Below are 14,776 nucleotides of genomic sequence, written 5' to 3'. Positions count from 1 at the left end.
TACCGCGTCGATGGTGCTCAGGAATGTGACGGACTGAACGCACGCGGTTCGTCCATTCTGTTAGTGCCACGTCATTCCCGTGGCGAAGGGAGCGATGTTGAAACGCGTTGAGAACCGGCCCGTTAGAAGCGGTTGCGAATCGGTTCAGGTCAAATCACATGAGACACAAATGATTTGAACTAAATATGAATGTGCCGCTGGAGGTGCGGGTGAGCTGCGGTTAACGAAAACGCCAGCTCGATCGGATCTACTATGTTCCTACGTAGGTTACGGTTCAACGAACTGAACAGTTCGTGCGAGGTATGGCGGGCCGGCAACATTTGGAGGATCTGGTGGTAACCAAAGCGCTCCCAATCGGAGGCCTTGAGGCTCGTCGTCCGTTCCGGGAACGTATGGGCCCCAAGGGCAGCCTGATCTACAAGCTGGTGACGACCACCGATCACAAGCTGATCGGGATGATGTACTGCGTCGCCTGCTTTATGTTCTTCTTCATCGGTGGCTTGATGGCGCTGTTCATGCGCACCGAGCTGGCAATGCCGGGGCTGCAGTTCCTGAGCAACGAGCAGTTCAATCAGTTGTTCACCATGCACGGCACGGTGATGCTGCTGTTCTACGCGACCCCGATCGTGTTCGGCTTTGCCAACCTGGTGCTGCCGCTGCAGATCGGCGCCCCGGACGTGGCGTTCCCGCGGCTGAACGCCTTCTCGTTCTGGCTGTTCCTGTTCGGCGCGATGATCGCCCTGGCCGGCTTCATCACCCCCGGTGGTGCCGCTGACTTCGGCTGGACTGCCTACTCGCCGCTGACCGACGCGATCCACTCGCCCGGTGCCGGTGGCGACCTGTGGATCGTCGGCCTGGCCGTCGGTGGTCTTGGCACCATCCTCGGCGCCGTCAACATGGTCACCACCGTGGTCTGCATGCGCTGCCCGGGCATGACCATGTTCCGCATGCCGATCTTCACCTGGAACATCCTGGTGACCTCGATCCTGGTGCTGCTGGCCTTCCCGCTGCTGACCGCCGCGCTGTTCGGCCTGGCCGCTGACCGCCACCTGGGCGCGCACATCTACGACCCCGCCAACGGCGGCGTCCTGCTGTGGCAGCACCTGTTCTGGTTCTTCGGCCACCCCGAGGTGTACATCATCGCGCTGCCGTTCTTCGGCATCGTGTCGGAGATCTTCCCGGTGTTCAGCCGCAAGCCGATCTTCGGTTACACCACCCTGATCTACGCGACGCTCGGTATCGCCGCACTGTCGGTTGCTGTGTGGGCGCACCACATGTACGCCACCGGCGCCGTGCTGCTGCCGTTCTTCTCCTTCATGACGTTCCTGATCGCGGTCCCGACCGGTATCAAGTTCTTCAACTGGATCGGCACCATGTGGAAGGGGCAGTTGACCTTCGAGACGCCGATGCTGTTCTCGGTCGGCTTCCTGATCACCTTCCTGCTCGGTGGTCTGTCGGGCGTGCTGCTGGCCAGCCCGCCGCTGGACTTTCAGGTGACGGACTCGTATTTCGTTGTGGCACATTTCCATTACGTGCTCTTCGGCACCATCGTGTTCGCCACCTACGCGGGCATCTACTTCTGGTTCCCGAAGATGACGGGCCGGCTGCTCGACGAGCGCCTGGGCAAGCTGCACTTCTGGCTGACCTTCATCGGCTTCCACACCACCTTCCTGGTCCAGCACTGGCTGGGCGATTCGGGTATGCCGCGTCGTTACGCCGACTACCTGCCCACCGACGGCTTCACCACGCTCAACATCATCTCGACCATCGGATCGTTCATCCTTGGGGTATCCACGCTGCCCTTCGTGTGGAACGTGTTCAAGAGCTGGCGTTACGGCGAGCCCGTCGTGGTGGACGACCCGTGGGGCTACGGCAACTCCCTGGAGTGGGCCACCAGCTGCCCGCCGCCGCGGCACAACTTCACCGAGCTGCCCCGGATCCGTTCGGAGCGCCCGGCATTCGAGCTGCACTACCCGCACATGGTCGAGCGGATACGGGCCGAAGCGCACATCGGTCGATCACACGAACGCCACGACGACGCGTCAGCGTAGCCGCCATCGGCATCAAACCTGACGATCGAACACGAGAGGCACGCACAGAGTCATGTCGAACAGCTATGCGGTGCTGGCGGTCGCGGTGTGCGTTCTGCTCACTGCGGGGACTGTGCCCTCCGCGACCGCTGACGCGAGCGCACCGGGGCCGCCGGTGGACGGTGCCGTTCCATCGGCTTCCCCAGGCTTGCTCGATACTCCCGATGGATGGCACCTGTCGGTAGTGGGCAGTAACGAATCTCAGCTTCCCGTCGCGCCGCTGACTACCGCGATCACCTCCCGCGAGTACCTCGTCGCAGGCACCTTCACCGGCAGTGTGACCGGCGACGGCACAACCAAGCTCACTGGCGGAACCCTGGAGGTCGGCGAGCAAATTGGCTGCGGCATCGTCGCGGACGAGGGTGAGATCACCCCAGGCGCGAGCTTCACACCGTCAATCAAAATTCCGCTCACCCCAGCGTTGAGCGGAATTGGCGATGGCACCGGTGTGAGCCTGCAGGGCAAGGTCTACCTCAAGCCGGGGACGGTGACCCCGGTGGCGATCGACAAGAAAACGTTCAAAGGCACCTCAACCCGGATCAGCGTGACGGGTGTGCGGATCAAGACCGATTACTGCGCGGGACAGTCGTTCATCCGGTCCTACGCCACCTTGACCAGCTCAACCGACAACACCGATGACGTGATCACCTACCTGGGTGTCACGAAGGCCGTATGACCCTGCCCCTTGGAATTCGACTCCCCGCCAGAGCATTTCACGCTTCACCTCTGAAACGAACTGGCGACGAGAGGCTACACAACCCCATGTTGAATCGCTTCGTCGTGCTAGCCGCTGCCTGCACGGTGCTAACGGTAACAACTGCGCCAGTTTCCCTGGCCGACCCACCAGCACCCGATCCGCAGCCATCGCCTGCCGCGGCGCCGCCGGACGCTGTCGCCGACGGCGGCGCCCCGCCAGACGATGGCGTGGTGCCCTCGGCTGATCCGGTCGCCGTCACGACCCCCGACGGCTGGATCCTGACAGTGAAAGCGCAGAAAGAGAGTGAACTGCCCGTCGCACCGTTGACTACCGCCGTCTCCTCTCGTGAGTATCTGGTGGGCGGCACCTTCACCGGCAACGTCACCGGCGCCGGTACAACCAAGCTCAACGGCGGCACCTTGGAAGTCGGCTACGAGATCGGCTGCGGCATCGAACTTGGCCAGGTCCGTCTGATCGGCCAAATCGGCGCCTCAACCAACGGATCACTGGCAAACCTCATTCCCACCGGGGTGAGCTTCCCGATGTCCGGAATGATCGAGATCCACCCCAAGCCCGGTCAGGTGATCCGCGTTCCAGTGGACAAAAAATCCTTCAAGGCCACCCCAGCGCGCGTGACACTCAAAGACAACCACATCAAGATCGATGGCTGCGTAGGCCAGTCTTTCCTGCGGTCATACGCCACACTAACCAGCACGACGACGGACACCGATGACGTTGTGGCGTACTACGGCGTCACCAAGAGCGTCTGAAGGCAACGCCATGCCCAACATTGCCTCCGCCGCTAGCGTTTTCGCGGCCGCAGCGGCGATCGTTCTACCACCGGTCGCGGCGGCCTACCCCGGCAATCCGCCTGCGGCGCCCTCAACGCCGGCACCACCAGCGGCGCCCACAGACCTCGGCGCACTACCCTCCTCACCCCCGGCAGCACCCGCAACGTTGACCGACAAGCTGACTTCGAGTTTTGGTGTCCCGCTAGGGCCGGCCGGGCTGAACATCTTCGGGCAGAGCACCGCCTCAAGCCCAGTGGCCGGTGCACTGGGCCTGCCACAGGGCACGAGTGGACTGAGCCGTTCGGACATCCTGGGCCAGAACACAGCGCCGTCGGCACCCGGTGCCGGACCAGGAACTCCGCCGAACCTCAACGTGTTCAACAACGCCTACGGCCAGCAGCTGTGCCTCAAACCATCAGCGCCCGGACAATGCCAGCAGTTCGGGGTCGAGCCCGGTCAGGAGAACGCCGATGTCCCTGCCCACCAATGGCTGGGCCGGTACATCGACATGTATCGCGATGGCCGTCTCAAAGGCGGACTGCTCGGACAGATGCCTCAGCAGCAACTCGCAGAACCCCTGCCCGGTACCGCGCCGCCACCGGGCACCAACATCCCACCAGGCCTGAGCCAGTACCTGCCCGATCCCGCCAACGTGTCCTCTGAGTCTGGGGCTGCGCCTACTCCCCCGGACCCCTGATATGCGCCTCAGGCCGACGTCAGTTCCGTCCCGACCTGCGGTAGCCGGCAGTGGCAAGAGCTCAGCGGTCAACCTCGCGAGCATCGCATGCACATGGCGTACTCGGGGTTCCCAGAAACAACTCGCGAAGCCTGCAGCGGCCCCGCCCCACGCATCCCCTGGCAGCGCGCCGACAGCCGCACCAGGGCCGAGATCACGATCTATATATGCATATATGCGAATGTTACTATTTATGGTACTGGCCGCATCACCCGAGGAGAGGAAGCGAAGCATGTCGCAACTACCGAACAGTCCGAGCGCCAAACCGGTCGTGCTCTGTCCCAAATGCGTGTCGCAGATGCTGCCCGTCGCGCGTTTCGGGGTTGAAATCGACCAGTGCACCGGATGCGGGGGCATCTTTCTGGATCAAGGCGAACTTGAGCAGCTCAGCCAGGCCGAGGCCAGGTTCTATGCCGCGTCGCAACCGCCGCCGGCGCAGCAATACCCCCAGCCCGGGTATCAGCAATCCCCGTATCCACCGGGTCGTGGAGGGTTCCTCGGCGGACTGTTCAGCAGTGAGAGCCACGGATACGGCCACCGGCGGGGCCACCACTAGCTTGGCGCATCCGACACCACCGTCACGAGCGCAAAGGTGGACGTCGCCAAACCCTCTACGCCGTGTAGGAGTTTTGGCACCGACACGTGAACGAGAGGACTCCGGGATCGGAAACCGCAACGGCGTTGGACGCGGCTTAACGGGATTCGGCCACCCCTGGAACACATCCGAGCCGACGTGACCGACGAGCGGTCTGTCGGTGTGCAGGGAACCCCGATCTTCTTCCTTACGGCACCCCTATCCGGCCACACAGCTACCTCGCTTGGCCCTTGACGAAAGTCCTGGCCGCGAACCGACGGCGGCCCGTCAGGATGGGAAGTGTCGCGCCGATGCCGTCACTGCACTCATGCTCTCCCTGCTCTTGGGCGCCTTGGGCTCCCGTTACGCCTTCGCTATCGGGCCGCACCACAGCACCCTGGCACCCATCACCTGCCGTCCGACGACGCCAGCTTCGGCACTCGCGGGTGCTGCTGCCGCCGACCGGGAAAGGGCGCGGACATGGCACTGCGCCCAGGGCCCGCCGCCGTCGCGGTTTACGGCCCTGGGCGCAGGATCAATCAGGCTTTACTCAGCCACCTCGACCAGGCGGTCCACGCCTGCCGGCGTCACCCGCAGGGCGGCTGCGGTGCCGATGTCGTAGAACAGGCCGATCACCTCGAGGTTTCCGGCGCGGTGCCGGTCCCGGACCAGCGGATGGGCGGCCAGGCTCTGGACCTGCAGGGAGACGTTCACGATCGACAGCTGGTCGACGATGCCGAACCCCTCTTCCCCGCCAGCCCGCGCCACCGGGTGCCGGCCCTGGTCGAACGCCCGCAGGGTGGACTCACCGTGCTCCAACCAGGTGTGCAGGTGCTCATCGCGATCGATACCGCCGCCCTGGGCGCCATCCAGCAGTGCGGTCATAGCGCCGCAGTTGGAATGGCCGCACACCACGATCGAGGAAACCTGCAGCACGTCGACGGCGAAGGCGATGGCCGCTTCGATCGAGGCGTCGGCGCGTCCCTCCGGGATCATGTTGCCGACGTTGCGGACCGTGAGCAGGTCACCGGGCCCGCTGCTGGTGATCACGTTGGGCACGACCCGCGAGTCGACGCAGGTGATGAACAGCGTCTGCGGCTTCTGGGCGTGAACCAGCTCCTCCATGTGCGACCGCAGCATCGGTGCGGTGCGGCGGTGGTAGGTCTCCAGACCCTCCATGACCGAGTTGGTCTGCGGCTGCGACTTCCACGGAACGACACCCGACCGCTTGTCGAACGGCGTGAAGATGCGGGCCGGCGGGCCGACCGCCGCGCTATGCAGGTCGGCGGTGCCGTGCTCGTGAATCTCGACCGAACCACCGCCGGCGATGTGCTGACGCTTCCACTCGTCGATGGTCTCGTGGGCGGCATGGTCGATGAAGTCGACCGACAGCTCGATCGTCACATCGGAGCCCGCCGGCACCGACGCCAGCGCCGAGGTCAGCCGCGGCAGCGACAGGAAGCTGACCGAACCCTCGATCACGATGCGCCAGTCGTTGCCGGCGATGTGCTCGGTGACGATCTTGGCCCGGATCACGCGCCACACGGTCAGGGCGACCGCCAGGGCGAGACCGATCAGCACACCTTCGAGCAGGTTGAGGAAGACGACGCCGAGCACCGTGATCACGTAGACCGCGATGTCGCCGGTGCGACGGGCGGTTTCGATGTGCGCCTTCTTCACCAGCTGGCAGCCGATGACGATCAGCAGGCCGGCCAGCGCCGCGGTCGGGATCATCTGTGCCAAGCCGGCGAACGGCACCGCAAACGCCAGGATCCAGAAACCGTGCAGGATCGCCGAGGCACGCGACTTGGCGCCGGCCTTGACATTGGTGGCGCTGCGCACGATGACGCCGGTGATCGGCAGGCCGCCGATGGCGCCGGAGATGGCATTGGCCGTGCCCTGGCCGATCAGCTCACGATCGAAGTTGGTGCGGGGACCGTTGTGCATGCGATCGACAGAGACCGCCGACAGCAGACTCTCGACGCTGGCAATGAGCGCGACGGTCAGCACGCCGGCGAGGACGCCGTCCCAGTCACCAGTGGGCATGGTCGGCAGCGACAGCGAGTCCAGCAGCGAGCCGTTGATCTGGATGCGCTTGACGTCGAACGGCAACAGCACGGACAGCGCCGTCACGCCGACGATGGCGACCAGCGGACCGGGGATCCGGTTGACCGGGGCCGGCACCCACCGCCACGCCACCAGCGTGACGATGACGAGCATCCCGAGCAGGAACCCGGCGCCGCGGATGCTCATCAGCTGCGCCGGCAGTCCTTCGATGTTCTCCCACGCAGAGCTCTTCGAGGCACCGCCGAGCAGGACATGCATCTGCTGCAGCGCGATGGTGATGCCGATGCCCGCCAGCATGGCGTGCACGACGACCGGCGAGATCGCCAGTGCGGCGCGGGCCACGCGGCTCAGGCCGAAGAGAATCTGCAGGATGCCGGCGCCGACGGTGATGGCGCACGTCACGCCCCAGCCGAATTCGGCGATCAGTCCGGCCATGACGACGGTCAGGCCCGCGGCCGGGCCGCTCACCTGCAGTGGCGAGCCGCCGAGCGCGCCGGCGACGATCCCACCGACGACGGCGGCGATGATGCCGGCCAGGATCGGAGCACCCGAGGCGACGGCGATGCCGAGCGACAGTGGCAGTGCCACCAGGAATACGACAAGTGACGCAGGCAGGTCATAGCGCAGGATGGCGCGCAGACCCTTTGCCGGCGGGGCGGTTTCTAGCATGCCGAGTTCCGTTCTCGATGAAAATGTGGTGGGCCCGTGCGGGCACTGTTCCGACATCTCGAACCGCGCGGATCACCGACAGCATCGTCGACGAAACACATTGCGCAACAACGTGGTTCAGAGCATTTCCGACATCCCTACAGGGGTGCGGCATCAATTGCTAAGGGCGAGAGTATTTATCGTCCATCGAAGCGGTCAAGAAGGATTGGCCTTTGCATAGAGAATGCAAATATCGCACTAGGCGTCGGTGACCGAAATATTTGCGGAACAACGACTCTCGCCGCTTCACCTCGCGATATCGAGGGTGACGTGGATCATATCGAAAATGTGAACTCGACATGAAGTCGATGACAGCAAAATGTGTTCTCCACACAATGGAGGAATGACGACGATGTCGGTGCCGCCACGTGAGCGCCATCCTCGGCCCGCGGTGCTCGGCCAGCTGCCGCGCATGGAACGAGCCGACGGATCCCCCATCCGGGTGTTGCTGGTCGACGACGAGCCGGCGCTGACCAACCTGGTCAAGATGGCTTTGCACTACGAGGGCTGGGTTGTTGAGGTCGCCCACAACGGCCGCGATGCGGTGACCAAGTTCGGCGAGATGGAACCGGACATCGTGGTGCTGGACATCATGCTGCCCGACACCGACGGCCTGCAGTTGCTGCAGCAGGTGCGCGCGGCGGAGGGTTACACCCCGACGCTGTTTCTCACCGCGCGGGACTCGGTGATGGACCGGGTGACGGGGTTGACCGCCGGTGCCGACGACTACATGACCAAGCCGTTCAGCCTCGAAGAACTCGTGGCGCGGCTGCGTGGATTGCTGCGCCGGTCCAGCCACCTGGCGCCCGAATCCGACGAGGTGCTCAAGGTCGGCGACATGGTGCTGGGCGGCGCCAGCCGGGAAGTGACCCGCGGCGGTGAGCCGATCGCGTTGAGCGCCACGGAGTTCGAGCTGCTGCGGTACCTGATGCGTAACCCGCGGCGGGCCATCGCCCGCGCGGAGATTCTCGACCGGGTGTGGAACTACGGGTTCGGCGGCAAGTCGAGCATCGTGGATCTCTATATCTCGTATCTGCGCAAGAAGATCGACTCCGATCGCGAGCCGATGATCCATACCGTGCGTGGCGTGGGCTACATGCTGCGCCCCGTCGACGTTGACGGCTAAGCCCTCGCGTGCCGTGCGGCGAGCCTGGTGACGTACCGATGACCCGAGGGCCGTGGTGGCGACCGCGAACCTTGCGCCGACAGCTCGCGTTCGGTGTGACCGCGGTTGTCACCGGGGCGCTGCTGACCGTCGGCGCACTGTCGGTATACAGCCTCAACAGCTACATCACCGCGATCAGCGACGGGGAACTCGCCCGTTCGCTCGATGCCCTCGGCCATTCCTATGACCGGCTACAAATTAAGCGCGGAGACCCGGCCCACCCGATCGACGCCGGGGAGGACGGCCTGACGGCGTTCGGCGGCCAAGCTCCGGGGAACTTGATCGCGGTCGTGCACAACGGTGTTGTCGCGCAGTCGGCCGTGTTCCCGTACGGGGAACCCAAACCTGCCGGTCCCGACGTGGCGAAAGCCGTTGGTGCGCAATCGTGGGCGAGAATGGGTCCACGCACTGTCAAACTCCCCCAGCTAGGTTGGTACCGCTTAGCCGGCGAGGATGCGGGCGGGGGCGACGTGCTGGTTTCTGGTGTTTCTCTAGCGCCGGCGACCGTGGTCGTGGCCCGCAAAACCGTCACCGTCGCGATCATCACCGGCATCTCCATCGTCCTGACCGCTATCGGCACCCTGGTGGTGGTGAACTACGCCCTACGGCCGCTGAGCCGCGTCGCCGCCACGGCCGCCAAGGTCGCGACCCGCGAGTTCGACCACGACGATCACCGCATCACCGAACGGGTCCGGCCCGAGGACACCGACCCGCGCACCGAAGTCGGCATCATGGGCGACACGCTGAACCGGCTGCTGGACAACGTCGACGCCGCGCTGGCAGATGCCGCCGCGTCGCACCGTCGGACCCGGCAATTCCTCACCGACGCCAGCCACGAACTCCGGACCCCCCTGGCCGCGATCCGTGGCTACGCCGAGCTGACCCGCCAGGACAGCGCGACACTGCCGGAGAACACCGAATACGCCTTGGCCCGCATCGAATCGGAGACGTACCGGATGACCGGCCTAGTCGAAGATCTGCTGCTCATCTCCCGCCTCGACGAGCGGCAGGACCTCGAGACCAGCGAGGTCGACTTCAGCGACCTGGTGATCAACGCCGTCAACGATGCCGCCGTGGCCTCCCCTGGGCATCACTGGCGCCGCCGCATCCCTGATACCCCTGTATGGGTGCCCGGAGACCCCGCCCGCCTGTACCAGGTGATCAGCAATCTGCTGGCCAACGCCCGTGTGCACACGCCCGGCGGGGTGACGGTCACCACCGCTCTGACCGCCGGCCTTGACCGCGTGGAATTGACGGTGTCCGACAACGGTCCGGGAATCGATGCCGAGGTCGTGCCGAATCTGTTCGACCGATTCGTGCGCGCCGACACCGCGCGGTCACGAGAAGTCGGGGGCACCGGACTCGGCCTGGCCATCGTGGCCTCCATCGTCGCCGCGCACGACGGGACCGTCGACGTCGAATCAAACAGCAGTGGAACGGCTTTCCGGATTCAACTACCCCGCATCCAGAACGCCAGCGCGCAGACGCACAAGCACACCGCATCGACCTCTGCATGCCATTGATCCGATCGACTGAATTCGGATTCGGTGGGCAAGTTGAGATGTCGGTGCGTACCAGCCGGCCCGCAGAGTCGCGACCGCATCGTGTCGGCGTGATGATCACCGAATGTCGGAGGCCGGCAGAAATAGGACCGCGATCTGCACGCGTTTCAACATCAGTTTCACGGTAAGCGCACGACGGGTTTGGTCACGCAATGAGCCCGATTCTTGCAGCTAGCCAAGGTAATTCGCTGGCGAGCGCGGCTCGGGCGGCGCCCCAGTCGTGGCGTCCGGGGACTTGGGTGTAGTGGGTGTCCAACGCGGCGGTGCGGGTTGCCTGCAGGACGGCTCGCGCGGCGGTTCGGGACTCGTCGTCGCCGGCGCCAGCAGCGATCGCTCCGGCAGAACCGGGATAGGTGCGGGTGCGCAGCAGGTCAAGTGGATTGACTCGGGCGAACGCGGCGGCGTCGCCGCCGAAGGCGGCTTCCACCGTACTGCGGCGATCCACCAGGGTGGGCTCGGTGTCACCGGCGATGTCAACGAACGTCGGGTACACGTGAGGGTAGTTGGTGGCTAGCTGCAGGGCACATGTGCCGCCGTAAGAGAACCCGGCCACCGCCCACCCGCTGGGATCGGTGTCAACAGTGAGGTTGTTCTTCACCCATGCGGGTAGATCGACCCCGAGGTAGGTTGCGGCATTGCCAAGCCGAGAATCGAGGCACAGCGGATTGGCGAAGCGACTGCCTGTCGCGTCGGCAACGATTGCCACCGGCGCGAGCCCACGGTGCTCGGCGGCGAATCGGTCCATGATCGATTTCAACTGCCCTGCGGTGATCCAGTCGCGCGGGCCGCCCGGTTGTCCGGAAATGAGGACAATCACGGGCAGTGCCGGTCGCGGCTCGGCGAAATATGCTGGTGGAAAGTAGATCTCGGCAGGGCGTGCAGCGAAGCCCGAAGTAGCTGCGGGAATGCGCACCGTGGCGAGTTGTCCTTGCCCCGCCGGTAGAATCCGTGGTTGCCAATGCGTCTCAACGGGACGTCCCGCACGGTAGCCAGTTGTCGGGCGAGACAGATCAGCGAAAGGCACCTCGATATCCGATGCGATGCCCAAGACATCACGCAGCGCCGGATACGCCTCAAAGGTGCGGTTGATCTGGTTGGCGCAGCCGGCGATGACCAAGACTGCGGCAGCTGTCCTCAGGGCCGCCTGCTGCCAGCGCCGATCGATCACCATGCCTGCCACCACAAGGGTCAGCGCCAGCATCGCGGTCGCCAACCAGCCGTATGCGGTTGGCTCGAGTTGATCAGGAAACAAGTACCAGACATAGCGCGCCACAAACACCAGTGCGACGGTCAGGGCCGCCGCCGAGATCACACAGACCCCGAGCATCGTTGCCGGCGCCGACCGACACACTCTCCACAGCAACCATGCTCCCGCGCCGATCGCCACGACCTGCAGCACTGCCGCGAACGGTCCCGACAACAACGACAGGTCCAGGATCACCTCCGCGACGCTGCGCACTGCCATCCATGCGTGGTGCTTACGGCTATTCGGCGCACACACACGTAGCCCCGATCGCCCGGCGCGCGTCCACCGGCGCCACCGACCGCAGTGCTGATCGGTCCTGGGCCTGTCATCTCAGCCAACAGTCGCAGCCCGCGGCTCACAGAAGGCGCGGTCTGCGCGCGGACGGGCTCATCCCTCCACCCTGAATCCGAACTACGTAGTTGTCACGTAGTTCATAGGGAGTTCTGATAATACGTGATCGCAATTACTGCGCGCCTCGACTGCCAACGTGCCGGATACCGCGCATCGGAAAAGCATCGCTTACGCCAGTACCTCTAACACGAACGAGCACAACGCTTATCGGTGCACACATCGAGCAGCAGACGGCGATATGAATCCTCTATGAGTCCCGCAGCGAGCATTGACGCCGCTTTGCCACGAGAAATACTGTCACGATCGCCATTTGAACCCAGCCACAACGTAGATCCTTTCGTTCCAACACATTTGAACTCTGCGTTGAGCAACATTCGGGAACGTTTCAACCCACGAGGAGTCGCGCAACCGTGCAGGATCGGCGCGAGCAATTGCCATCGCAACGAGGATCACAAAGCCGATCCGTACCTGTTCAGACTGTGCCACACAACAATTCAGTGTCGTTCCGGGCATTGGCTACTAAACACCGCACTACTACCACATATTCGGCGGCCACGGCACTCACGACTAACCGGGCGTCTCGCACAATAAGGAGCACGCAATGCGTAAGAGCACAACCGGCATCATCAGCCTCTGCACCGCGGGTGTCGTCGCTTCCCTCGCACTAGGAGGGGCGGGGACTGCTGGAGCAGCCCCCGCGGCGGGCGGCGGCGCCGTTGACACCATCGCCCGCATCCAATCGCAAGGCGGGCATGCGATTATCAGCAAACAAGGCGACGACGCGCTATCGAAGTGCACGGTGACGAGAGTGAACCCGGTCCGGACCCCGCAGTCCTCCAGGATGACCCGTGGGTCCAAACTCAATCGGCCGCCCGTCTTCGTGGGCGTGGAGTGCTAAGAGCTCGGATACAGATCGACACCGAGCGTTAGCGCTGGCACGGTCATGCGGGCGCTGCCTGGACACCCGCACCCGGTGTGACCCCGGTCGCCCAGTCGCCGACGGGCACTCGTGCCACGACAACTCTGGACATCACAACTGGCCGGCGCTGACGACGCCGTTGGTGAGGGTGCCGATACCCTCGATGTGAACATCGACAGTGTCTCCTGGATGCAGTGATTGGGTGCCGCCGGGCGACCCGGTAAGGATCAGGTCCCCCGGGTGGAGGGTGGCGAAGCCGGTGAGGTACTCGATCAGATAGCCGATGCCGTAGGCCATGTCGGCGGTAGAGCCGTCTTGATGTAGAACGCCATTTACACTGCAGCGCAAGCGAATTCCGGCAGTTGGATTGACCTCGGTGTCCACCCACGGACCCACTGGGCAGAAGGTGTCGAATCCTTTTGCGCGGGTGGGGTGTGGATCTGTGCGCTGTAGGTCGCGCGCACTGACGTCGTTGGCGCAGGTGAAGCCCAGGATGTAGTCGTGTGCGTTGGCCGCGGCAACGTTGCGTGCGGTCTTGCCGATGACGATGGCAAGTTCGGCTTCGTGTTCGACGTGGGTGCTCAAATGTGTTGGCGGCAAAACGATGTTGTCGCCGGGCCCGATAATCGTCGAGGGCCCCTTCATGAACACGGACGGTGAGTCGTCATGCTGGTAGCGCATTTCGGCACGGTGGTCGGCGTAGTTCCTGCCGAGGCAGAAGATCTTCGACGGCACAACCGGGGCGAGTAGTCGCACCTCGTCTGCCGAGACCTGCCGGCCAGTGGCGCGGGCACCGTCGAACGGGCTCCCCTCGAGCAGCGTAAAAGTGTTGTCGTGCACCGTTGCCCAGTGAGTCGTTCCGCTGACGTCGATGCGTGCATACTTCATCAGAGAGTCCGTTCGGTGAATGTATGAGTCGGCGGGGAACACTCGCGTTTACGACGATTTGTCGGCGATGACGGTCATGAGGTGGCGGTGCATGAGTGTGCTCGCTCGGGCGTTGTGGCCGTCGAGGAGAAGGTCCGCGATCTGGACGTGCTCGCGACACTTGACGATACCGTTGTCGCGTTCGAGGGTGTGGCGATATTCGATCAGGCGACGTGTCTTGTTTATGCGGTTGAGCGCGTCGATGTAGTAGGCGTTGCGGCTGCAGCTGATGATCACTTCGTGATGGTGGGAGTTGAGATCGAATACTTCAGCGTCGGAGAGATCCCAGATCCATCCGTCGGCGAGTCGTTGTTGCTGGTCGCGGGAGGCCTGCAATACGGGGCGGTCGAGCACGAAGGTGGGTTCCAACATCGCGGCCGGTTCGATCACGAGCCGGAAGTTGTAGCTATCGCGGTATAAGGTTTCGGACGTGAGCATGGGCAGGAACTCCCACCCGTACCCTGGTAGCCGTTCGATCCAACCTTCCTGGGTCATTCGCCGCAGCAGTTCGGTGGCTTCTGCGCGAGTGAGCGCGTAACGCCGAATGAGTTCTTTCTCGGTGATCTTGTCAGGGAGCGCGCCCTCGAGCCGGTCTTTGGCCACAAGCAAGTAGTTGCGCTCTCGTGCAGCCTGTTTCGTCTCGGCGGCGTGGGCTGTCAGAGTCGCAGCGGAGTTGTTGACCACGTATCCTCCGCGCTCGGCGACACCGACGACCCCGTCTTGCTCAAGCAGCCTGAGCGCGCCGCGTATCGGTGATCGAGACACTCGAAGGTCTTCAGCGAGCCGCCGTTCGACCAGGCGCTGTCCCGGCTGAATATTGTTGGTCTGGATGTAGTCAACAATCTGCATGGCAATCTGGCTGACCAGTTCGGTTGCTTGGGTTGTCATCGCAGATCACCTTCGAGTGCGGCCAGGGTAGATACCAATCGATGGTATTACGCGA

Annotated in this window: 11 protein-coding genes; 7 read left to right on the top strand and 4 right to left on the bottom strand. The window is 64.0% G+C overall.

Translation table 11 applies throughout. The features are described from left to right. The first annotated feature begins 332 nt into the window (after positions 1-332). The 5 genes from ctaD (at position 333) to A7G45_RS32675 (ending at position 4,870) form a co-directional block, all read left to right on the top strand. Positions 333-2,051, top strand: coding sequence for an aa3-type cytochrome oxidase subunit I (gene ctaD, locus A7G45_RS09085; protein ID WP_260936061.1), 1,719 nt, complete (start codon positions 333-335; stop codon positions 2,049-2,051). Positions 2,052-2,103: 52 nt separating this feature from the next. Further along, positions 2,104-2,766, top strand: coding sequence for an MspA family porin (locus tag A7G45_RS09080; RefSeq protein ID WP_043985091.1), 663 nt, complete (start codon positions 2,104-2,106; stop codon positions 2,764-2,766). A gap of 86 nt (positions 2,767-2,852) precedes the next feature. Beyond that, the gene (locus A7G45_RS09075) at positions 2,853-3,557 is read left to right on the top strand and encodes an MspA family porin (RefSeq protein WP_043985090.1); all 705 of its coding nucleotides are present in this window, start codon (positions 2,853-2,855) and stop codon (positions 3,555-3,557) included. A gap of 187 nt (positions 3,558-3,744) precedes the next feature. After that, positions 3,745-4,275, top strand: coding sequence for a hypothetical protein (locus A7G45_RS09070; RefSeq protein ID WP_260936054.1), 531 nt, complete (start codon positions 3,745-3,747; stop codon positions 4,273-4,275). 1 nt (position 4,276) lies between these two features. After that, positions 4,277-4,870, top strand: coding sequence for a TFIIB-type zinc ribbon-containing protein (locus A7G45_RS32675; protein WP_407667531.1), 594 nt, complete (start codon positions 4,277-4,279; stop codon positions 4,868-4,870). A 564-nt stretch (positions 4,871-5,434) separates the two neighbouring features. Here A7G45_RS32675 and A7G45_RS09060 read toward each other — a convergent pair. After that, a complete protein-coding gene (locus A7G45_RS09060; RefSeq protein ID WP_260936049.1) occupies positions 5,435-7,624 on the bottom strand; it encodes a SulP family inorganic anion transporter in 2,190 nt (729 codons plus the stop codon). Between the two features lie 382 nt (positions 7,625-8,006). Here A7G45_RS09060 and A7G45_RS09055 point away from each other — a divergent pair, with 382 nt between their 5' ends. Together A7G45_RS09055 and A7G45_RS09050 are read left to right on the top strand one after the other, a co-directional pair. Next, positions 8,007-8,789 (top strand): response regulator transcription factor, encoded by a 783-nt coding sequence (locus A7G45_RS09055; protein WP_260936045.1) that lies wholly within the window; start codon positions 8,007-8,009, stop codon positions 8,787-8,789. Positions 8,790-8,827: 38 nt separating this feature from the next. After that, positions 8,828-10,351 carry a sensor histidine kinase gene (locus A7G45_RS09050; RefSeq protein WP_260936043.1) on the top strand — a complete coding sequence of 508 codons (1,524 nt, stop codon included), beginning with the start codon at positions 8,828-8,830 and terminating at the stop codon, positions 10,349-10,351. Positions 10,352-10,535: 184 nt separating this feature from the next. Here the strand turns inward: A7G45_RS09050 and A7G45_RS09045 are convergent, their stop codons facing one another. The 3 genes from A7G45_RS09045 to A7G45_RS09035 all read right to left on the bottom strand — a co-directional run bounded on the left by A7G45_RS09045 (position 10,536) and on the right by A7G45_RS09035 (position 14,721). After that, a complete protein-coding gene (locus tag A7G45_RS09045; RefSeq protein WP_260936040.1) occupies positions 10,536-11,789 on the bottom strand; it encodes an alpha/beta hydrolase in 1,254 nt (417 codons plus the stop codon). 1,228 nt (positions 11,790-13,017) lie between these two features. Beyond that, positions 13,018-13,794, bottom strand: coding sequence for a fumarylacetoacetate hydrolase family protein (locus A7G45_RS09040; protein ID WP_260936038.1), 777 nt, complete (start codon positions 13,792-13,794; stop codon positions 13,018-13,020). Positions 13,795-13,842: 48 nt separating this feature from the next. After that, a complete protein-coding gene (locus A7G45_RS09035; protein WP_260936035.1) occupies positions 13,843-14,721 on the bottom strand; it encodes a GntR family transcriptional regulator in 879 nt (292 codons plus the stop codon). Positions 14,722-14,776 lie beyond the last annotated feature (55 nt).

Origin of the sequence: Mycolicibacterium llatzerense, from assembly GCF_025331195.1 — a bacterium.
GTDB classification, from domain to species: Bacteria; Actinomycetota; Actinomycetes; order Mycobacteriales; family Mycobacteriaceae; genus Mycobacterium; species Mycobacterium llatzerense.
The sequence above is the reverse complement of the archived record's forward strand: the minus strand, read 5'-3'. Positions and strand labels throughout refer to the sequence as shown.

Excerpts from the sequence above, each read along its gene's own strand:
- A7G45_RS09040 (WP_260936038.1), bottom strand. The coding sequence starts at position 13,794 with ATGAAGTATGCACGCATCGACGTCAGCGGAACGACTCACTGGGCAACG.
- A7G45_RS09055 (WP_260936045.1), top strand. The coding sequence starts at position 8,007 with ATGACGACGATGTCGGTGCCGCCACGTGAGCGCCATCCTCGGCCCGCG.
- A7G45_RS09060 (WP_260936049.1), bottom strand. The coding sequence starts at position 7,624 with ATGCTAGAAACCGCCCCGCCGGCAAAGGGTCTGCGCGCCATCCTGCGC.
- A7G45_RS09080 (WP_043985091.1), top strand. The coding sequence starts at position 2,104 with ATGTCGAACAGCTATGCGGTGCTGGCGGTCGCGGTGTGCGTTCTGCTC.
- A7G45_RS09035 (WP_260936035.1), bottom strand. The coding sequence starts at position 14,721 with ATGACAACCCAAGCAACCGAACTGGTCAGCCAGATTGCCATGCAGATT.
- A7G45_RS09075 (WP_043985090.1), top strand. The coding sequence starts at position 2,853 with ATGTTGAATCGCTTCGTCGTGCTAGCCGCTGCCTGCACGGTGCTAACG.
- A7G45_RS32675 (WP_407667531.1), top strand. The coding sequence starts at position 4,277 with ATGCGCCTCAGGCCGACGTCAGTTCCGTCCCGACCTGCGGTAGCCGGC.
- A7G45_RS09050 (WP_260936043.1), top strand. The coding sequence starts at position 8,828 with ATGACCCGAGGGCCGTGGTGGCGACCGCGAACCTTGCGCCGACAGCTC.